At 69.7% G+C, this 17,873-nt stretch carries 19 protein-coding genes and 1 riboswitch; of the genes, 14 read left to right on the top strand and 5 right to left on the bottom strand.

The features are described 5' to 3' along the window. Positions 1 to 117: 117 nt before the first annotated feature. The 6 genes from BM345_RS14350 to BM345_RS14325 all read left to right on the top strand — a co-directional run bounded on the left by BM345_RS14350 (position 118) and on the right by BM345_RS14325 (position 4,779). Complete coding sequence (locus BM345_RS14350) at positions 118 to 957, top strand: ZIP family metal transporter (RefSeq protein WP_254789744.1); 840 nt, start codon at positions 118 to 120, stop codon at positions 955 to 957. A gap of 31 nt (positions 958 to 988) precedes the next feature. After that, positions 989 to 1,600: a DUF2325 domain-containing protein gene (locus BM345_RS14345; protein ID WP_093380495.1), complete on the top strand. Its 612-nt coding sequence runs from the start codon at positions 989 to 991 to the stop codon at positions 1,598 to 1,600. 48 nt (positions 1,601 to 1,648) lie between these two features. Then, a complete protein-coding gene (locus BM345_RS14340) occupies positions 1,649 to 2,206 on the top strand; it encodes a 2'-5' RNA ligase family protein (RefSeq protein WP_093380493.1) in 558 nt (185 codons plus the stop codon). Positions 2,207 to 2,267: 61 nt separating this feature from the next. Then, complete coding sequence (locus BM345_RS14335) at positions 2,268 to 3,188, top strand: DUF72 domain-containing protein (protein WP_093380491.1); 921 nt, start codon at positions 2,268 to 2,270, stop codon at positions 3,186 to 3,188. Positions 3,189 to 3,335: 147 nt separating this feature from the next. Then, a complete protein-coding gene (locus tag BM345_RS14330) occupies positions 3,336 to 4,505 on the top strand; it encodes an ABC transporter substrate-binding protein (protein ID WP_093380489.1) in 1,170 nt (389 codons plus the stop codon). A 28-nt stretch (positions 4,506 to 4,533) separates the two neighbouring features. Further along, entirely contained in the window at positions 4,534 to 4,779 is a 246-nt protein-coding gene (locus BM345_RS14325) for a hypothetical protein (RefSeq protein ID WP_093380488.1), read from the top strand. Between the two features lie 11 nt (positions 4,780 to 4,790). Here BM345_RS14325 and BM345_RS14320 read toward each other — a convergent pair whose 3' ends face one another. Genes BM345_RS14320 through BM345_RS14305 form a run of 4 tightly spaced genes read right to left on the bottom strand, consistent with a single transcriptional unit; the run spans position 4,791 to position 7,907 of the window. Then, positions 4,791 to 5,732 (bottom strand): thiamine phosphate synthase, encoded by a 942-nt coding sequence (locus BM345_RS14320; protein WP_093380486.1) that lies wholly within the window; start codon positions 5,730 to 5,732, stop codon positions 4,791 to 4,793. Then, positions 5,729 to 6,544, bottom strand: coding sequence for a thiazole synthase (locus BM345_RS14315; RefSeq protein ID WP_093380485.1), 816 nt, complete (start codon positions 6,542 to 6,544; stop codon positions 5,729 to 5,731). The genes BM345_RS14320 and BM345_RS14315 overlap by 4 nt, the downstream gene beginning before the upstream one ends. 17 nt (positions 6,545 to 6,561) lie before the next feature. Further along, positions 6,562 to 6,759: a sulfur carrier protein ThiS gene (gene thiS, locus BM345_RS14310; RefSeq protein ID WP_093380484.1), complete on the bottom strand. Its 198-nt coding sequence runs from the start codon at positions 6,757 to 6,759 to the stop codon at positions 6,562 to 6,564. After that, entirely contained in the window at positions 6,756 to 7,907 is a 1,152-nt protein-coding gene (locus BM345_RS14305) for an FAD-dependent oxidoreductase (protein WP_093380482.1), read from the bottom strand. Before BM345_RS14305 ends, thiS begins: the two co-directional genes overlap by 4 nt. 44 nt (positions 7,908 to 7,951) lie before the next feature. Here BM345_RS14305 and thiD point away from each other — a divergent pair, with 44 nt between their 5' ends. Continuing rightward, positions 7,952 to 8,833, top strand: a complete 882-nt coding sequence (thiD, locus tag BM345_RS14300) for a bifunctional hydroxymethylpyrimidine kinase/phosphomethylpyrimidine kinase (RefSeq protein ID WP_093380481.1) — start codon at positions 7,952 to 7,954, stop codon at positions 8,831 to 8,833. On the opposite strand, the gene BM345_RS14295 is transcribed toward thiD, so the two are convergent. Beyond that, positions 8,772 to 10,109, bottom strand: a complete 1,338-nt coding sequence (locus BM345_RS14295) for a purine-cytosine permease family protein (RefSeq protein ID WP_093380480.1) — start codon at positions 10,107 to 10,109, stop codon at positions 8,772 to 8,774. The genes thiD and BM345_RS14295 overlap by 62 nt on opposite strands. 79 nt (positions 10,110 to 10,188) lie before the next feature. Continuing rightward, a riboswitch (TPP riboswitch) is annotated at positions 10,189 to 10,291 on the bottom strand. Between the two features lie 139 nt (positions 10,292 to 10,430). Here BM345_RS14295 and BM345_RS14290 point away from each other — a divergent pair. Genes BM345_RS14290 through BM345_RS14260 form a run of 7 tightly spaced genes read left to right on the top strand, consistent with a single transcriptional unit; the run spans position 10,431 to position 17,854 of the window. Continuing rightward, complete coding sequence (locus tag BM345_RS14290; protein ID WP_093380479.1) at positions 10,431 to 10,934, top strand: MaoC family dehydratase; 504 nt, start codon at positions 10,431 to 10,433, stop codon at positions 10,932 to 10,934. Positions 10,935 to 10,981: 47 nt separating this feature from the next. Continuing rightward, the gene (locus tag BM345_RS14285) at positions 10,982 to 11,959 is read left to right on the top strand and encodes a tripartite tricarboxylate transporter substrate binding protein (protein WP_093380477.1); all 978 of its coding nucleotides are present in this window, start codon (positions 10,982 to 10,984) and stop codon (positions 11,957 to 11,959) included. A gap of 17 nt (positions 11,960 to 11,976) precedes the next feature. Beyond that, complete coding sequence (locus tag BM345_RS14280; RefSeq protein WP_093380475.1) at positions 11,977 to 13,407, top strand: MmgE/PrpD family protein; 1,431 nt, start codon at positions 11,977 to 11,979, stop codon at positions 13,405 to 13,407. Further along, positions 13,404 to 14,576: an acyl-CoA dehydrogenase family protein gene (locus BM345_RS14275; RefSeq protein WP_093380474.1), complete on the top strand. Its 1,173-nt coding sequence runs from the start codon at positions 13,404 to 13,406 to the stop codon at positions 14,574 to 14,576. Before BM345_RS14280 ends, BM345_RS14275 begins: the two co-directional genes overlap by 4 nt. After that, positions 14,573 to 15,823 carry a CaiB/BaiF CoA transferase family protein gene (locus BM345_RS14270; RefSeq protein ID WP_093380472.1) on the top strand — a complete coding sequence of 417 codons (1,251 nt, stop codon included), beginning with the start codon at positions 14,573 to 14,575 and terminating at the stop codon, positions 15,821 to 15,823. Before BM345_RS14275 ends, BM345_RS14270 begins: the two co-directional genes overlap by 4 nt. Before the next feature lie 37 nt (positions 15,824 to 15,860). After that, positions 15,861 to 16,655, top strand: a complete 795-nt coding sequence (locus BM345_RS14265) for a GntR family transcriptional regulator (RefSeq protein WP_093380471.1) — start codon at positions 15,861 to 15,863, stop codon at positions 16,653 to 16,655. Continuing rightward, positions 16,652 to 17,854 (top strand): MFS transporter, encoded by a 1,203-nt coding sequence (locus BM345_RS14260; protein ID WP_093380469.1) that lies wholly within the window; start codon positions 16,652 to 16,654, stop codon positions 17,852 to 17,854. The genes BM345_RS14265 and BM345_RS14260 overlap by 4 nt, the downstream gene beginning before the upstream one ends. The last annotated feature ends 19 nt before the right edge of the window (positions 17,855 to 17,873 follow it).

Here is a 17,873-nt window from a genome sequence, read left to right as displayed (position 1 = left end):
ATGAGAATTAATCGCATCTAAAATAGTCCGGTGAGCAATACACCGGGCACTTCTCGACATTCCATCGGCATTGCGCCGCAGCGCGCCTGGCGCTGGCGAACCCGGCTGGGCCTGGGCATCACGGGCGCCGGCGCGCTGGTGATGCTGCTTCAACTCTGGCACGCCATACGGGGCGATCCGGTTCTGGTCGGGGCGCTGCTGGGCGGTTCGGCTGCGGCGCTCGCCACTGCGCTGGGCACCTTGCCCGTCCTGCTGTCCCAGCGCCTTTCCGACCGCGTTCAGGACACGCTTTTCGGCTTCGGCGCCGGCGTGATGCTGGCCGCCAGCGCGTTCTCGCTGGTGATTCCCGGACTCGAGGCCGCGCGCAGCGCGGGCATCTTCGGGGGTGGCCGGTGGGCGGCGGGCGCCGTTGTCGGCTGCGCAATCCTGCTGGGCGCCCTGGCCCTGCTCGCCATGGACCGGCTGCTGCCGCATGAACACTTCTTCAAGGGCCGGGAAGGCGTTGCCGCGCGCAAGCTGCGCCGCACCTGGCTCTTCGTCATTGCCATCGCGCTGCACAACCTGCCAGAGGGCCTGGCGATCGGCGTGGGCTATGCGGGCAACGACGGCATGCGGGCGAACGCGCTGGCCGTGGGCATCGCCATCCAGGACGTGCCGGAAGGCCTGGTGGTCGCGGCCGCGCTGCTGGCCGCAGGCTACCGCCGCGCCTTCGCGGTCGCGCTGGGCGTGGCGTCCGGGTTGGTGGAGCCGATAGGCGCTGTCGCCGGCGCCGCCATCGTCGGCTACTCCGCTGCGCTGCTGCCCTGGGGGCTGGGCTTCGCCGCCGGCGCGATGCTCTTTGTGATCAGCCACGAGATCATCCCGGAGTCGCACCGCAAGGGGCACGAGGCCTTCGCCACGGCGGGCCTGATGGTGGGCTTCGTGCTGATGATGATGCTCGATACCGCGCTCGGCTGACGGCGCATCAACCGGGGAGAAGACAAGGACCATGCAGTCTCAGGCAGCCACCGATTTCGACCAACTGGCCGACGAGCACATCGCGCTGATGCGGGACTACGCGAGCGCACAGGTACGCTGCAGCGCACAACTGCGCTCCCAGGCCCGCGAGATCGAGCGGCTGAGTGCGCAAGCCGTCCGGTTGCGCGCGGCCGCGATCGTGCGCGAGACCGCGCTGGCCTGGGAGCGCGAGGACCGCGCGGCGCTCGAGGCGGCCATTCCCGGCCTGCCGAAGCGAGTGACGCTGGCCCGGCGCATCGATGCCCTGCTGGCTCGCATCCAGGATCTGATGCGCGAGCGCCTGCATTGGGAACGATCGGGTCGCCGCTCCCCACCGGCAGCCGTACCGGACCCTGCCGTCCCACGTTCCGACGATCCCGAAAGTCTGGAAGCAAGCCTGGGCGCCGCCGACCTGGTGATCTGCCAGACCGGCTGCCTCAGCCACGGCGCGTACTGGCGTGTGCAGGACCACTGCAAGCGAACCGGCAAGGCCTGCGTGCTGGTGGAAGAACCGGATGCCTTGCGTATCGTCCGGATCCATCGGGCGCCCGAAGGGCAAGGCAGGGCACGCATCGCGACGCTCGCGACGGAGCAGGGCGACTGACGCCGGCGGTCATTGCGGCAGCGGAGGATCTGCTGCAATGTGACGCGCATGCCCGCCGCCACTGACCGCCTGTTCTTCGCCCTGCGCCCGGACGCGCGCACCGCGCAGCGCATCGAGGCACTGGCGCAGGACGTCCGGCAGGCGCACGGCCTGCGCGGCAAGACCCTGGGGCCCTCGCGCTTTCACGTCACGCTGCACCTGGTCGGTGACTTCATCGGCCCCGTTCCGCAGGAGGTTCTGGACCAGACCCTGGCCGCGGCGCGGCCTGTGGCGGCCCGCGCTTCGCCATTTGTCATCGGTTTCGACAGCGTTGCAAGCTTCATCCGCAAGCGCCGCAACATGCCGCTGGTGCTGCTGGGCCAGGAGGGCTTGCAGGACGCGGCCCGGCTTCAGCAGGACCTGATGGCCGCCTTCGTCGATGCCGGCCTGGCGCGCGAGCCGCTGCAGCGCTTCACGCCGCACCTGACCCTTCTGTACGACGACATTCCGCTGGCACCGAGCCCGATCGAACCGGTGGCGTGGCCCGTGGACGCGCTGTTCGCAATGCGCAGCCTGCTGGGCCGCAGCCGCCACGAGGTCTTGGCGCGCGTGCCCCTGGGTGCCTGAGCGCGCGCCCTTACCATCTGCCTGCGCATCAAGGCGTGAGCAAGGAAAGACGAGGCACGGCGTGAGCATTCTGGTGGGCACCGCATCCTGGACCGACAAGACGCTGATCGATTGCGGCCGCTTCTATCCCAAGGAGGCGAAGACGCCGGAGGCGCGGCTGCGCTTCTATGCGTCGATCTTCCCCATGGTGGAGGTCGATTCGAGCTACTACGCCATTCCCGCGCCACCGGTGGCGGTGAACTGGGCCGAGCGCACGCCCGATCATTTCGTCTTCAACGTGAAGGCCTTCCGCCTCTTCACCGGTCATCAGACGCAGCCGATGGTGCTGCACAAGGACATCCAGCAGGAGCTGGCCCGGCGTGGTCCGGTGCCGCGCCAGATGTATTACCGCGACACCCCGCCCGACATCGTCGACGAGCTGTGGCGGCGCTTTCACGAGGCCCTCGCGCCGCTGAAGGCCAGCGGCAAGCTGGGCCTGGTGCATTTCCAGTTCCCGCCCTGGCTGATGCGCAACCGCGAGGGCGTGGCCCACGTCACGCATTGCGTGGAGCGCATGGCAGGGCAGACGGTGAGCATCGAGTTCCGCCATGCCTCGTGGTTCGACAGCGAGGCGCATCGCCAGAGCACGCTGGCGATGCTGCGTGAGCTGAAGGCGGTGCACACCGTGGTCGACGGGCCCCAGGGCTTTGCCAACAGCGTGCCGATGCTGGCCGAGCCGACGCACCCCGACTACGCGCTGGTGCGGCTGCATGGGCGCAACGCCGTCACCTACAACATCAAGGGTGCGGCCTCGGCGGCGGAACGCTTCGACTATGACTACAGCGACGCCGAACTGCGCGAGTTGGCCGCCGAGATCGTGCGCATTGCCTATCGCGTGCGCAACACGCAGGTGGTGTTCAACAACTGCGACCAGGACAAGGGCCAGCGCAACGGCATGTCGCTCATGAAGCTGCTCGAAAGCGTGGCGCCGCCAGCTGTGTAGGCGGCAGGAATTCACGTCTGCCGCGAAATTCCAACAGCCTGTAGTTCGTTGGTGTTAGTGCTCCGCGTTCGTACTCAAAAAGCACGACAGTGCATCGGAAGTTCCGGGTTACATTCAGTCGCAATTTGTCAACCGGACCCCGGAAAGATGAGCACGTCGGAAGCCAGCGTTCAGTCCACTTCGCCGTTCACGCGCGGCAGCAACCGGCGTCAGGTCCTGACGCGTGTCGCGGGCGCCGCGGCGGCGACCCTGCTGGGCATGCCGGTGTTCGCGCAGTCCAAGACCATCCGCATCGGCGCGAGCTTCGACAACAGCGGCGTCGAGAAGGCCAATGGCTCCGGTCTCTTCGCCGGCTCCAGCGCCTGCATCAATGCGATCAACAAGGCCGGCGGCATCAACGGCAGCAAGATCGAACTCGTGCTGGCCGACGACCAGTTCAAGCCCGACGTGGCCAAGTCCAACGCGCTGGCCTTTGCCAACGACGCCTCGGTGCTGGCGATGATCCACCCACTGGGCACGCGGCAGACCGCCGAGATCATGGACGCCGTGCCCGGCATGGCGGTGGTCGGTCCCAACACCGGCACCGTGGCGCTGCGCAAGAAGAACGCGCCCAACACCTTCTGGGTGCGGGCCAACTACGACCAGGAAGTCGACAAGCTGATCGCCACCGCCGCGGTGCTGGGCATCAACAGGATCGGCATCGTGCATTCGAACGACCCGCTGGGCCAGTCGGTGCTGGCCGCGAGCAAGGCTTCGCTGGCCAAGTACAAGCTGGAGCCCGCGGTGATCGCGACCACGCCCAGCACCATCAGCCCGGAAGTGGAGCCCGCGGCCGCGGCCATCGCCAAGGCCGCGCCGCAGGTGGTCATCACCGGCCTCGCGGGCACCGCGCCGGCCTTCATCAAGGCGCTGCGCAAGGCGGGCGGCAACAGCACGGTCTACGGCCTGTCGATCATGGCCAGCTCGCTCACGCCCATGGGCAACGAGGCGCGCGGCGTCGGCTTCGCGCTGATCGTTCCGTCGCCGTACTCCACGCGCTTCGACCTGGTGCGCCGCTACCAGGCGGACATGGAAGCCAGCGGCAGCAAGGACTTCTCGCTGCCCAGCCTGGAAGGCTACATGGATGCCAGCGTGCTGGTCGAGGGCCTGCGCCGCGCCGGCCCCGCGCCCACGCGCGCGGCGCTCATCGCCGCGTTGTCGAGCATCGAGACCTTCGACATGGGCGGCATCAAGATCAACTTCGGCCGCGGCAACCGCGAAGGCAACCAATTCGTCGACGTTGCGGTGATCGGAAGCAACGGACGCCTGGTGAGCTGAGGCCGCGGCGCTTATAGTGCACTAGCCCATGTCTTTGGTCCTGTTGCACAAGCTGTCGTTGGTCGAATTGCCCGTGGCCCTCACCGTGGGCGACGACGTGGACGGACTTCGCATCCTCAAGATGGCCGGCCACGTGACGGCGCAGATTCCACCGCCGGTTCGAACACTTTCGGGCTACGACCAGCCACCGGCGGTGGCCGTCGCCATCACGCCGATGGGGCGGCGCATGCTGGAGCGCTTCCCGCTGCGGCCCGGCGACCCGCTGGCCGCCTGAGGCCTTCGCGCTCAGGCGCCGGCGCTGATCGCCGCCTGCCAGCGAGCCGCCGTGTCTTCCGGATCTTCCGCGGTCACGATGGCGCGCACCACCGCGACCGAGCCCACGCCCGTGGCCAGCACCGAGGCCAGGCGCGCTTCGTCGATGCCGCCGATGGCCACCTGCGGATAGCCGCGCGTGAGCTGCGCATAGCCGTCGAGCCGGGCCACGCCCTGCGGCACGGTCGCCATCTTCTTGAGCGTGGTCGGGAAGACCGCGCCCATCGCGATGTAGCTCGGGCTCACCTTGTCGGCCCGCAGCATCTCGGCGTAGCCATGCGTGCTCACGCCCAGGCGGAGGCCGGCATCGCGGATCTCCTTCAACTCTTCGGCCGTGAGCGCGTCGAGGTCTTCCTGCCCCAGGTGCACGCCGTAGGCGCCGGCGGCGATGGCCGCGCGCCAGTGGTCGTTGATGAAGAGCAGCGCGTCGGTGCCGCTGACTTCGGCCACGGCGGCATGCACCTCGCGTGCGACGGCCTGCGCGTCCTCGGACTTGAAGCGAAGCTGCACCGTCGGCACGCCCATGCGGGCGCAGCGGCCCACCCAGGCGGCATCGGGCAGCACGGCGTACAGGCCCAGGTTCAGCGGGCAGGGCGGAAAGGCATTGGCGCGCGCGGCGGGCGGGAAGCTGCCCATGCCGAAGTCGGCAGCAGCAACGGGCCACGCCTGCGCAACGAAGCGGCCGGTTCGCCCGGTCTGCGCCTGCCAGGCGCGGCCCAGCACTTCGGCGTCGATCTCGATGAAGCCCAGGCGAAGGGCCGCCGTCTTGGCGGCGCGGTACACCGCGTCGTCGCTGCCGAACTGCGAGGCCTGCACGTGTGCGTCCGGCGAGACGCCGAAGCGCTGCGCGTGGGCCTGCACGATGGCCTGCGCCATCGCTTCCATGTCCTGCGGTCGGGTGCTGCTGTCGTTCATTGGCTTTGTGCGTGGTGCCAGAAGGGCGTGCCGAGCACCGGGGTGCTGGGCTGCGCGGATTCCTGCGCGGTCATGGCGCCCGCCAGGAAGGCGGCGCGGCCGGCAGCCACCGCGTCGGCGAAGGCGCCGGCCATCGCGACCGGGTCCTGCGAGAGTGCGACGGCCGTGTTGAGCAGCACGCCGTCGTAGCCCCATTCCATGACCTGGCAGGCGTGCGAGGGCAGGCCCAGGCCCGCATCCACCAGCAGCGGCACGTCCAGCCGCTCGCGCAGCGTGCGCAGCGCGTAGGGGTTGACGGGGCCGCGGCCGGTGCCGATGGGCGCGGCCCAGGGCATCACGGCCTGGCAGCCGACATCGACCAGGCGCTGGCACAGCACCAGGTCCTCGGTGCAGTAGGGCAGCACCTGGAAGCCCTCGCGGATCAGCGTCTGGGCGGCGCCCACGAGGTTGAGCGTGTCGGGCTGCAGCGTGTAGTCGTCGCCGATCAGCTCCAGCTTGATCCAGGGCGTGTCGAAAAGCTCGCGTGCCATCTGCGCGGTGGCGATGGCTTCCTCGGCGCTGTGGCAGCCGGCGGTGTTGGGCAGCACCGGCACCTTCAGCTCGCGCAGCATCTCCCAGAAGCCGTTGTCGCCGCCGGCGCTGCCGGGCGTGGCGGTCTGACGGCGCAGCGAGGCGGTCAGCATGGCGGGCTTCGCGCGGCGCACCGCGGATTCGAGCACGTCGGGCGACGGGTAGCGCGCGGTGCCCAGCAGCAAACGGCTGTCGAAGGACTGTCCGTACAGGACCAGGGTGTCTTTCTTGGAAGTGCTCATGCGTGTCTCTTTCTTTCTCAGCCGCCGGTGACGGGGCGGATCACTTCGATGCGGTCGTTGTCCTGCAACGCGCGGGCGTCGTACTGCGAGCGCGGCACGAACTGCCGGTTGACGGCCACCGCGAAGGGCGGCGTGGCCTGGATGGCGGCCAGCGCGTCGGGCAGCCGCGCGTCCTGCGCCAGCTCGTGAGGGGTGTCGTTGATGAGGACCTTCATGGGGTGGTGCCTGCCTTTTCCTGGCAGGACGCAAGCTGCAGCGTGCGCATGCCGGGCAGGCCGAAGCGCTCGGCCAGCGGCGAGCGGCCTTCGCTCAGGAGTTCGAGCACGATGTCCAGCACCGCCGGCGCGATCATGAAGCCGTGGCGATACAGGCCGTTGACCTGCAGCACGCGTGGCTGCGGCTGCCGCACGTCGGGCAGGTTGTCGGGCAGCGTGGGGCGGCATTGTGTGGCGATCTCCAGGATGCGCGCCTCGGCAAAGCCGCTGTGCACGGCGTAGGCGGCCGAGAGCAACTCCAGCGTGGAGCGCACGCTGGCGGGCGAGAGGTCTTCCGATTCGATCTCGGTGGCGCCAATCACATAGACGTCGCCCGGCTTGGGCGCGATGTAGAGCGGATAGCGCGGATGCACCAGCCGCGTGGGCCGGGTCAGCTTCACCTCGGGCGCATGCACCCGGATGACCTCGCCGCGCACGCCGCGCAGCGCGCGCCACTGCGGCTTGGCGCCCAGGCCGCGGCAGTCGATGACCCAGCCGGGCTGGCCGGCGGTGCCGGGCGCGAAATCTTCCGGTGCGCGCGGCGAGTTCCAGTGCAGGCGCACGCCGGGATGCTGCTGCAGGCTGGCGAGCAAGGAGGCGAGCAGGGCGCGGTTGTCCAGCTGGCCTTCCTGCGGCAGGAACAGGCCCTTGGCGAAGCGCGTGCCCAAGGCGGGCTCGAGTGCCGCGATGGCCGCACCGTCGATGCTCTGCATGGCGGGCAACTCGGGCACCGCTTCGCAGGTGCCTTGCAGGATGCGCGCGAGCCGCATGGCCTCGGGTGCATCCTGCCGATGCCACAGCACCAGCGTGCCTTCACGCTGGAAGAACACCGGCTGCGCCAGCGGCGCGATCAGCTCGGGCCAGCGTGCGAGCGCGTGATGGCCCATGCGCACCAGCGGCGCGGGCGCCACGGCCGATTCGGCCAGCGGCGCGAGCATGGCCGCGGCCACGCGCGCGGCGGCGCCCTCGGCTTCGCTGCTGCCGGCCTCGTGCACTTCCACCTTGCAGCCGGCCCGCGCCAGGCTCATGGCCAGCAGGCGGCCCATCAGCCCGGCGCCGAGGATGGCGACGGAGCCGAAGGGCAGGGCAGGCGTGCGCGAGGAATTCATGGCTTCAGGAAAACGCATGCGATGCGTGACAGATAATTTTCAACATGACCACGACATTCTCCGGCGCGACCGCTTCCGACACGACCAGCCTGCGCTATGCCCGCGTGCTGACCATCGCGGGCTCCGACAGCGGGGGCGGCGCCGGCATCCAGGCCGACCTGAAGACCTTCGCGGCCCTGGGCTGCTTCGGCATGAGCGCCATCACCGCGCTCACCGCGCAGAACACGCTGGGCGTGAGCGGCATCCACGGCGTGCCGGCGGCCTTCCTGAAGGCGCAGATCCAGGCCGTGGTGGAAGACATCGGCGTCGATGCCGTGAAGCTGGGCATGCTGCATGCGCCCGACATCGTCGAGGTCGTGGCCTGGGCCATCGACCACTACAAGCTGCCCAACGTGGTGCTGGACCCGGTGATGGTGGCCACCAGCGGCGACCGGCTGATCGCCGAGGAAACCGTGGCCGGCCTGGTGCGCGAGCTGTTCCCGCGCGCCGTGGTGGTCACGCCCAACCTGGACGAGGCGGCGCTGCTGGTAGGCCATCCCATCGAGGCGGCGCATGCGCTCGATTCGGCGGCCGCGGAGCTGCTCGCGCTGGGCGCACGTGCCGTGCTGCTCAAGGGCGGCCACCTCCCGGGCGACGAGGTGGTGGACCTGCTGGTCCAGCGCGACGGCCGTTCGCTGCGGCTGGCATCGGAGCGCATCGCCAGCCGCAACCTGCACGGCACCGGCTGCACGCTGTCCTCGGCCATCGCCGCTCACCTGGCGCTGGGCGCCGGACTGCCCGAGGCCGTGGCCAGCGCCCGCGACTACGTCATCGGCGCGATGCGTGCCGGTGCGCAGGTGCGGGTGGGCCAGGGCCACGGGCCTCTCAACCACGGCTTTGCGCCAGTGCCGACGCACCGCCTGCCGCTGACGCCGACGGACGCGTAAGCCAGGCCAGCAGGAAGGTCGCCAGCAGCGCCGGCAGGGCCGAGCCCCATTGCGGCATCAGCTTGCCGCAGGCGTGGTAGACCACGATGCCGCAGATCCAGATGAAGGCGGCGCTCCAGTCGATGCGCCGCTCGACCGCCTGGGCCCAGCGCGCGCCCGTGCCCAGGCGGCCCAGGATCACGCCGTACAGCGGCACGAACACCGAGCTCAGCAGCAGCAGGAAGGGCTCCAGGCTGTGCATGGGCAGCACCAGCGCCAGCGCGATGCACAGCGCGGCAATCACCAGGCCCCAGCGGCGCACGCTCCAGCGTGGGCGCAGGCTGTGGGCCGAGACCGAGCCCGAGTACACGTCGCCATAGGCGTTGTCGAGTTCGTCGATGAGGATCAGGCCCAGCGCCACCAGGCCGCCCTGCGCCAGCAGCAGGGCCGTCACCAGCGAGGTGCCGGGTTGCGCCACGCTCACCACCATGACGCCCAGCGCATAGCACCAGATATTGGCCAGCGCATAGCCGATCCACGTGCCGCTCATGGCACCGGCCGCGCCGCGCGGGCCGCGCTGGCCGTGGCGCGCGTAGTCGGCCACCAGCGGCAACCAGGAGACCGGCATGGCGATCACCAGGTCGAGCGCGCTGAACAGGCCCATGCTGCCGTCGCCCTGGCGCGACCAGAAGGCCGACATGCCCTGCGCATTGAGCTGCTGCGCGAACTGCCAGGTCAGCCAGATCAGCGAGAGCACCACCAGCGGCAGGCCGAAGCGGCTCACGAAGCGGCGCACCAGCTTCACCATCGAACCCGCGAGCAGGGCCAGCAGCACCGCGCCCCACAGCAGCGTGGTCAGCACCGTGCCCAGCGCGCCGTCGAAGCCCAGCCCGAAGGCCTGCTTGCCGATGGCCTGCGTGCTCTCGCGCATGATGACCAGCTCGAAGGTGGTCCAGCCCACCAGCTGCACGATGTTGAGCACCACCGGCAGCCGCGCGAAGGCGCTGCCGTAGGTGCGGTGCATGAGGCCGGCGCTGGCCAGGCCGCTCTCGCAGCCCAGGCGCGCCGTCCAGGCCAGCAGCCCCGCGCCGATCACCGAGCCCAGCAGGATGGCGATGACCGCCTCGCGCGTGCCCACCGCGGGCACCAGGTAGGCGCCGACCTGCATCACCAGCAGCCCCACGCCCAGGCTGAACCAGAGCGAGAGATGGTCGTGCCAGTGGAAGGCCCGGGCGCTGTCGGCGATGGGGGTCAGGGCCTCGTTCGGGCCCGTGCTGCTGTCGTTCAAGGTTGCCATTCAAGTGCTCCGCAATCAAGCAATGTTTGGCAGGTGGGCGAGGGCCCGGGGCAAAGGCCGCGACATGAAAGAGAACGCGGCCACCGAGCACCAGCTTCCCTGCGCGAGGATTACCTCAATCAGGTTCGAAGGGTTTTTTCTCAGCCAGCCTGCGATGCAGCCCGACACCCCTAGCAGCGGTCGATTCTACGCTTCGGCCCCTTGGGCGCCTTGACCTGGGACAGCTACCTCCCGTAGCACTTCCCAGGGTTTTCCCCATGGGGTTGAAGCCTCCAGTTTTCTATTATTTGTCCGAACAAATAGCCAAATAGGTCAAATCAGATGCTCACCGCTGTCCAGGTCAAACCGCAACGCTACGTGGCCAGCTACGGCCGCTACCTCGAGGATTTCGTCGTCGGCGATGTCTACGAGCACCGCCCCGGCCGCACCATCACCGAGGCCGACAACATCAATTTCTCGCTGATGACGATGAACGCGCATCCCATGCACTGCGATGCCAACTTCGCGGCCAGGAGCGAGTTCAAGAAGCCGCTGGTCAACAGCGGCCTGTCCTTGGCCATCGTGCTGGGCATGACGGTGAACGACGTCAGCGCCAAGGCCATTGCCAACCTGGGCTGGAAGGAGATCAAGCTCACCGCGCCCGTCTTCCCCGGTGACACGCTCTATGCCGAGTCGGAGGTGATGGAAGTGCGCGAGTCGAAGAGCCGCCCCACCCAGGGCATCGTGACCACCTGCACCCGCGGCTTCAACCAGGACGGCGTGAAGGTCATGGAGTTCATCCGCATGTCGCTCATTCCGCGCCGCGGCGCAGGCGTGGGCGACTGAGCCGCCCGCCTGCGCCCACCGCTTTCCATCATCGAGGAGACAAACCGATGCCTTTGCACAAGAACATCAAGGCCGTGGCCCTGGGCCTGGCCTTCACGGCCGCGGCCACCGCGGCGCAGGCCGCCTACCCCGACCGCCCGATCCGGCTGGTGGTCGGCTTCCCGGCCGGGCAGGCCACCGACATGATCGCCCGCGTGGCGGCCAAGAAACTGCAGGACGCGCTGGGCCAGCCGGTGGTGGTCGACAACAAGGCCGGCGCGGCCGGCATCATCGGCTCGGAGATCGTGGCCAAGTCGGCGCCCGACGGCTACACGCTGGTGGTGGGCTCCAGCGGCACGATGGCGATCAACCCCAGCCTGTATTCGAAGCTCTCGTACAGCCCGACGCGCGACTTCGCGCCGGTGAGCATGCTGGCGGTGGTGCCGCTGTTCCTCGCGGTGAACCCGGCCTTTCCGGCGCAGACCGCGGCCGACCTGGTCAAGCAGGCCAAGGCCAACCCCGGCAAGATCAACTACGGCTCGGCCGGCAGCGGCGTCACCAGCCACCTGACCATGGAGCTGTTCAAGCATGCGCAGGGCATCGAGCTCACGCACGTGCCTTACAAGGGCAGCCCCGCGGCGGTGACCGACCTGATCGCCGGCCAGGTGCAGGTGATGATCGACACCGGTCCCGCGCTGCTGCCGCACATGCGCACCGGCAAGGTCCGCGTGCTGGCGGTGGCCGCCAAGAAGCGCAACCCCGCCGCCCCCGAGGTGCCGACCATGGCCGAGGCCGGGCTGGGCAACTTCGAGGCACCGGCCTGGGTCGGCCTGGCCGCGCCCAAGGGCACGCCGCAGGAAATCATCGACACGCTCAACAAGGCCCTGCAGGCCCACTGGCGCGACGCGCCCGACGTTCGCGAGCAGCTCAACGCCCTGGGCGCCGAACCCTCGGTGACGAGTCCCGACGAGTTCAGCCGCTTCATCCAATCCGAGATCGACAAATGGGCGCTGGCCGTGAAGCTGTCCGGCGCCAAGGTCGACTGAAAAGAGAACCCAAGCTCATGACCCACGCCGAACCCGCGGCCCGCGCCGCCGCCACCACCCTGTCGAGCCAGCTGGCCGGCTTCGCCACTGGCCTGCGCCTGGAGGACGTGCCCGCCGGCGTGCGCTCGCGCGCCAGCTACCTGATGCTCGATGCGCTGGGCATCGCCCTGGCCAGCACGCAATGGGACTTCTCGCGGGTCACGCTGGCCGGCCTGCGCGAACTGGCCGGCGAGGGCGGCGACACGCCGGTCATCGGCTACGGGCAGAACCTGCCGATGCGCGACGCGGTGGTCATGAACGCGCTGCTGGTGCACGGCCTGGACTACGACGACACGCACCCGTCCGGCGTGATCCATGCCACCACCTCGGTGCTGCCGGCGGTGCTGGGCCTGGGGCATCGCCAGCGCGCCACGGGCGCCGAACTGCTGGCCAGCTACATCGTCGGCATGGAGACCGCCACGCGGCTGGGCGCCGCGGCCAAAGGCGGTTTCCACCAGGTGGGCTTCCACCCCACGGGCCTGATCGGCACCTTCGGCTGCACGCTGGCCGCTGCACGCATGCTGGGCCTGTCGGTGGACCACACCACCGACGCGCAAGGCATCGCGCTGTCCTTCGCCTCGGGCAGCCTGGAATTCTTGCAGGACGGCGCGTGGACCAAGCGCATCCACCCCGGCTGGGCCGGCGCAGGCGGCATCACCGCCGCCACGCTGGCGAAGAACGGCTTCATCGGCACGCGTGCGGCGTATGAAGGCCGCTTCGGCCTGTACCGCAGCCACCTCGGCCCGCTGGCCGATGCCTGCGACCTGTCGCTGGCCACGGCTGGCCTGGGCGAGACATGGGAGATCGAGCGCGTGGCCGTCAAGCCGGTGCCGGCCTGCCACTTCACGCATGCCTGCGCCGACGCGGCCGCGCGCCTGCATGCCGACTGGAAGGGTGCCCCCATCCGACGCATCGTCGCCAAGGTGCCGACCGGCGCCATGAAGACGGTGTGCGAACCCATCGAGAACAAGCGGCGCCCGGCCAATGCCTACGAGGCGCAGTTCAGCATTCCCTATTCGGTGGCCACCGGCCTGCGCCTGGGCGGCTTCACGCTCGATGCGCTGGAGCCGCGCGCCTACGAGGACGCGCAGACCCTGGCCATCGCCGCGCTGGTGGAATGCGAAGCCGACCCCACGGCCGACTTCCCGCGCTACTTCGGCGGCGAGGTGATCGTCGAGCTGGCCGACGGCCGCGTGCTGCGCCATGCCGAGCCCGTCAACCGCGGCGCCGAAGGCCGGCCGATCAGCGGCGGCGACATCGCCCGCAAGTTCACCGACAACGCGACGCGCGCCGTGTCGCAGGCGCACGCCGACCACATCCTCAATGCCGTGCTTGACATCGAGCGCGGCAACGCCGCCGAACTGGCCCAACTGCTGGGCACCCCCGCCCGTCTGGAGAAAAACGCATGAACGCCCGCCACCAACCCGTGGTCCACGATGCCGAGCAGGAGGAGCTGATCCTCGACATGCTCGACCGCTTCCTCGCCGTGGAGGTCAAGCCCCACGTGCACCAGCTGGAGCAGGACGACGAGTACCCCGCCGAGATCGTCGAGAAGATGAAGGAGATGGGCCTGTTCGGCTGCCTGATCGCGCCGGAGTACGGCGGCCTGGGGCTGTCGACACGCACCTACGCCAAGATCATCGAGCGCATGTCGACGGTGTGGATGTCCATCTCCGGCATCATCAACTCGCACCTCATCATGGCCATGGCGGTGCAGCGCGCCGGCACCGAGGAGCAGAAGCGCCACTACCTGCCGCGCTTCGCCAGCGGCGAGCTGCGCGGCGGCGTCGGTCTGACCGAGCCCGATGCAGGCACCGACCTGCAGGCCATCCGCACCACCGCCGTGCTGGACGGCGACCATTACGTGGTCAACGGCAGCAAGATGTGGATCACCAACAGCCTGCACGGCAACTGCATCGCGCTGCTGGTGAAGACCGACCCGAAGGCGCAGCCGCGCCACAAGGGCATGAGCCTGCTGATCGCCGAGAAGGGCGAGGGCTTCATCGTCAGCAAGAAGCTGGAGAAGCTGGGCTACAAGGGCATCGACACCTGCGCGCTGGCTTTCGAGAACTACCGCGTGCCGGTGGACCGCCTTGTGGGCGGCGTGGAAGGCAAGGGCCTGCAGCAGGTGCTGGGCGGGCTGGAGCTGGGCCGCATCAACGTGGCCGCCCGCGGCCTGGGCATTGCGCAGGCGGCGCTGGACGAGGCCATCGCCTATGCGCAGGTGCGCAAGACCTTCGGCAAGCCGATTTGCGAACACCAGGCCATCCAGCTCAAGCTGGCCGAGATGGCCACCCGCACGCAGGCCGCGCGCCTGCTGGTGAACGCCGCCGCCGAGGCCTACGACCGCGGCGACCGCTGCGACATGGAAGCCGGCATGGCCAAGTACTTCGCCACCGAGGCGGGCCAGGAGAACGCGCTGGACGCCATGCGCATCTTCGGCGGCTACGGCTACTCGAAGGAATACAACATCGAGCGCCTGTACCGCGACGCGCCTCTGCTGCTCATCGGCGAGGGCACCAACGAACTGCAGCGGATCATCATCGCCAAGCAACTGATCGAGAGGAACCCGGCATGAACGCGCCCGAGACCCTGGCCCACGCACGGGCACGCGAGGCCGCGCATGCGCATGTCGACACGCAGGCGAACCTGCCCCTGGCGGGCCTGCGCATCATCGCGGTGGAGCAGTACGGCGCCGGCCCCTTCGGCACGCAGCACCTGGCCGACCTGGGCGCCGAGGTGATCAAGATCGAGAACCCGCACGACGGCGGCGACGTCGGCCGCGCGGTGGGCCCGCACTACTTCGGCCCGGGCGACAGCCACTTCTACCAGTCTTTCAACCGCAACAAGAAGAGCATCACGCTGGACCTCAAGAAGCCCGAAGGCCAGGAGGCATTGCGCCGCCTGGCGGCCGAGGCCGACGTGGTCTTCAACAACCTGCGGGGCGACCTGCCGTCCAAGCTGGGCCTGACCTATGCGCAGCTCAAGGACGTGAATCCGCAACTGGTCTGCGGCCACCTGTCGGCCTACGGCCGCACCGGCTCGCGCGCCGCGTGGCCGGGCTACGACTACCTGATGCAGGCCGAGGCCGGCTACCTCTCGCTCACCGGCGAGCCCGACGGTCCGCCGGCGCGCATGGGCCTGTCGATCATCGACCTGATGACCGGCACCACCGCCGCCATGGGCCTGCTGGCCGGCGTGGTGGGCGCGCGGGCCAGCGGCGTGGGCCGCGACATCGACGTGAGCCTCTTCGACGTGGCGCTGCACAACCTGGCCTACGTGGCGACCTGGTACCTCAACGCGGGCAAGGCCATCGGACGCGAGACGCGTTCCGCCCATCCCTCGCTCACGCCCAGCCAGCTCTACAGGACGCAGGACGGCTGGATCTTCCTCATGTGCAACAAGGAGAAGTTCTGGGGCGTGCTGGCGCAGTGCATCGGCAAGCCCGAGTGGGCAGACGCGCCGGAGTTCAAGACCTTCAAGGACCGCCTGGCCAACCGCGAGCGCATCACGCAGGAACTGGACGCCGTGCTGCAGACCGCCACCACCGAGGAGTGGATGAAGCGCTTCGCCGGCAAGGTGCCGGCCGCGCCGGTGTACGACGTGGCGCAGGCACTGGACAGCGACTTCGTCGCCGAGCAGGAGCGCCTGCTCGAATTCGACCACGCCGGCGGCCCGGTGCGCATGGTGGCTTCGCCGGTGCGCGCGGGCGCGCACCCGACCCGGCCCGCGCCGGCCATGGGCGAGCACACCGACGAGGTGCTGCGCGGCGCCGGCTTCAGCGACCAGCAGATCGAGGCCATGCGCGGCAAGGGCGCCATCTGAGCAGGCTGGCCCCGCAGCGCACCCGCACAATCCGGGCATGACCACCGAGAACGCATACAGCCTCCCAGCCTCGTCCGCCTCATCCCTCGGCGCGCCGCAGCCGCGCTACATGCAGCTGGCCAAGACGCTGCTCAACGAGATCGAGGGCGGCAAGTACCCGGTGGGCTCGCAGCTGCCCACCGAGCTGGAGCTGTGCGAGCAGTTCGGTGTCAGCCGGGCCACCGCGCGCGAGGCGCTGCGCCGCCTGGTGCAACTGGGCCTGGTGGTGCGGCAGCCGCGCGTGGGCACCACGGTGAAGGCCACCAAGGCCGACGCCGGCGGCTACCGGCAGAACGTGGCGGACGTGAGCGACCTCTACCAGTACGCCACCGACACCACCCTGGTCATCGAGAGCAGCGAGACGGTGCTGATCGCCGACGAGCAGGCGCAGCGGCTGGAAGCCAATGCCGGCGAGACCTGGCTGCACCTGCGCGGCCGCCGCCATGCCGCCGCGCAGGCGCTGCCCATCTGCACCACCGAGCTGTGGCTGCACCCGGCCTTCCGCGCCATCCGCGGGATGATGGGGCCGCTCAAGGGCGCGGTGCACGCCGCCATCGAGCAACAGTTCGGCGAGCGCGTGGCGGTGGTCGAGCAGGAGATCCGCGCCGTGTCCCTCACGCGCGAGCAGGCCGCCATGCTGCAGGCAGCGCCGCGCAGCCCGGCCCTGTGGGTCTGCCGCCGCTACCGCAACCGGCACGGCCAGTTGGTCGAGATGTCGGAGAGCACGCACCCGGCCGACCGCTTCAGCTACAACACCCAGCTGCGCCGCGAGTGGGAGGCCGGGGGACGATGAACGAGCGCGCCTGGCTGCCGCTGGCCATCACCACCGCCATCCAGGTGCTCGTGTCGGCGGCCGTGCTGACGCTGCCCGTGATGGCACCGGCCGTCGCGCTGGCGCTGGGCACCTCGCCGGCCTACACCGGGGTGTACGTGGCCATCGTCTATGGCGGCGCCATGCTGGCCAGCCTGGCAGCGGGCACGGCGGTCACGCGCTTCGGGGCGATACGCATGAGCCAGGTCGGGCTGCTGCTGTGCGCAGCCGGCCTGGCTTTGTCGGCGCTGCCTTCGCTGCCGGCCATCGCGCTGGGCGCGCTGCTGATCGGGCTGGGCTACGGGCCCATCACGCCTTCCAGCTCGCACCTGCTGGCGCGGACGACGCCGGCGCATCGCATGTCGCTGGTGTTCTCCGTCAAGCAGACCGGCGTGCCGCTGGGCGGCGTGGTGGCCGGCGCGGTGGTGCCGGGCCTGATGCTGTGGGGCGGATGGCAGGCGGCACTGCTCGCCGTCGCTGCTGCCAATGTGCTGTGCGTGCTGCTGGCGCAGGTGCTGCGCAAGGAGCTCGATGTCGACCGCGACCCGCAGCAGAAGCTGGTGCTGGGCAACCTGGCGCGGCCGGTGCGGCTGGTGCTGGCGCATCCGGCGCTGCGCATGCTGGCGGGCTGCTCCTTCGTGTTCTCGATGTGCCAGCTATCGCTGACGGCCTACCTGGTCACCTACCTGGATGCGGTGCTCGCCTACGGGCTGGTCGCCGCGGGCCTGGCGCTGTCTCTGGCGCAGATCGGCGGCGTCATCGGCCGCGTGCTGTGGGGCTACGTAGCCGACCGCTGGCTGGGCGCGCGGCGCATGCTCACGGCCCTGTCGGTGCTGATGTGCGTGTCGGCGCTGGCCACAGCGCTGCTGGATGGCCGGCTGCCCTCGGTGCTGGTGCTTGCGGTGCTGATCGTGTTCGGCGCCTCGGCCATCGGATGGAACGGTGTGTACCTGGCCGAGACCGCGCGGCAGGCGCCGCCGGGGCAGGCCAGCATCGCGACCGGCGGTACGCTGGCCGTGACCTACTTCGGCGTGGTGCTGGGGCCGCCGGCCTTCGGCGCCCTGGCGACCGTCTTCGGCAGCTACCGCGCCGGCTTCTTCGCGCTGGCCGTGGCCACCGCGCTGTGCACCTTGGCGCTGCTGCGCGGCCGGCGCCAGGCCGCGGCCACCGGCGCCGCCTGAACCTTTATTTCGACAAAGC

The sequence above is a fragment of the Variovorax sp. OV329 genome (assembly GCF_900114785.1).
Taxonomy (GTDB): Bacteria; Pseudomonadota; Gammaproteobacteria; order Burkholderiales; family Burkholderiaceae_C; genus Variovorax.
This window is presented reverse-complemented; position numbering and strand designations above follow the sequence as displayed.

What these genes read in the sequence shown, in the direction of transcription:
- BM345_RS14345 (WP_093380495.1), top strand. Translation starts at nt 989, where the DNA reads ATGCAGTCTCAGGCAGCCACCGATTTCGACCAACTGGCCGACGAGCAC.
- BM345_RS14340 (WP_093380493.1), top strand. Translation starts at nt 1,649, where the DNA reads ATGCCCGCCGCCACTGACCGCCTGTTCTTCGCCCTGCGCCCGGACGCG.
- BM345_RS14330 (WP_093380489.1), top strand. Translation starts at nt 3,336, where the DNA reads ATGAGCACGTCGGAAGCCAGCGTTCAGTCCACTTCGCCGTTCACGCGC.
- BM345_RS14325 (WP_093380488.1), top strand. Translation starts at nt 4,534, where the DNA reads ATGTCTTTGGTCCTGTTGCACAAGCTGTCGTTGGTCGAATTGCCCGTG.
- BM345_RS14320 (WP_093380486.1), bottom strand. Translation starts at nt 5,732, where the DNA reads ATGAACGACAGCAGCACCCGACCGCAGGACATGGAAGCGATGGCGCAG.
- BM345_RS14315 (WP_093380485.1), bottom strand. Translation starts at nt 6,544, where the DNA reads ATGAGCACTTCCAAGAAAGACACCCTGGTCCTGTACGGACAGTCCTTC.
- thiS (WP_093380484.1), bottom strand. Translation starts at nt 6,759, where the DNA reads ATGAAGGTCCTCATCAACGACACCCCTCACGAGCTGGCGCAGGACGCG.
- BM345_RS14305 (WP_093380482.1), bottom strand. Translation starts at nt 7,907, where the DNA reads ATGAATTCCTCGCGCACGCCTGCCCTGCCCTTCGGCTCCGTCGCCATC.
- thiD (WP_093380481.1), top strand. Translation starts at nt 7,952, where the DNA reads ATGACCACGACATTCTCCGGCGCGACCGCTTCCGACACGACCAGCCTG.
- BM345_RS14295 (WP_093380480.1), bottom strand. Translation starts at nt 10,109, where the DNA reads ATGGCAACCTTGAACGACAGCAGCACGGGCCCGAACGAGGCCCTGACC.
- BM345_RS14290 (WP_093380479.1), top strand. Translation starts at nt 10,431, where the DNA reads ATGCTCACCGCTGTCCAGGTCAAACCGCAACGCTACGTGGCCAGCTAC.
- BM345_RS14285 (WP_093380477.1), top strand. Translation starts at nt 10,982, where the DNA reads ATGCCTTTGCACAAGAACATCAAGGCCGTGGCCCTGGGCCTGGCCTTC.
- BM345_RS14280 (WP_093380475.1), top strand. Translation starts at nt 11,977, where the DNA reads ATGACCCACGCCGAACCCGCGGCCCGCGCCGCCGCCACCACCCTGTCG.
- BM345_RS14275 (WP_093380474.1), top strand. Translation starts at nt 13,404, where the DNA reads ATGAACGCCCGCCACCAACCCGTGGTCCACGATGCCGAGCAGGAGGAG.
- BM345_RS14270 (WP_093380472.1), top strand. Translation starts at nt 14,573, where the DNA reads ATGAACGCGCCCGAGACCCTGGCCCACGCACGGGCACGCGAGGCCGCG.
- BM345_RS14265 (WP_093380471.1), top strand. Translation starts at nt 15,861, where the DNA reads ATGACCACCGAGAACGCATACAGCCTCCCAGCCTCGTCCGCCTCATCC.
- BM345_RS14260 (WP_093380469.1), top strand. Translation starts at nt 16,652, where the DNA reads ATGAACGAGCGCGCCTGGCTGCCGCTGGCCATCACCACCGCCATCCAG.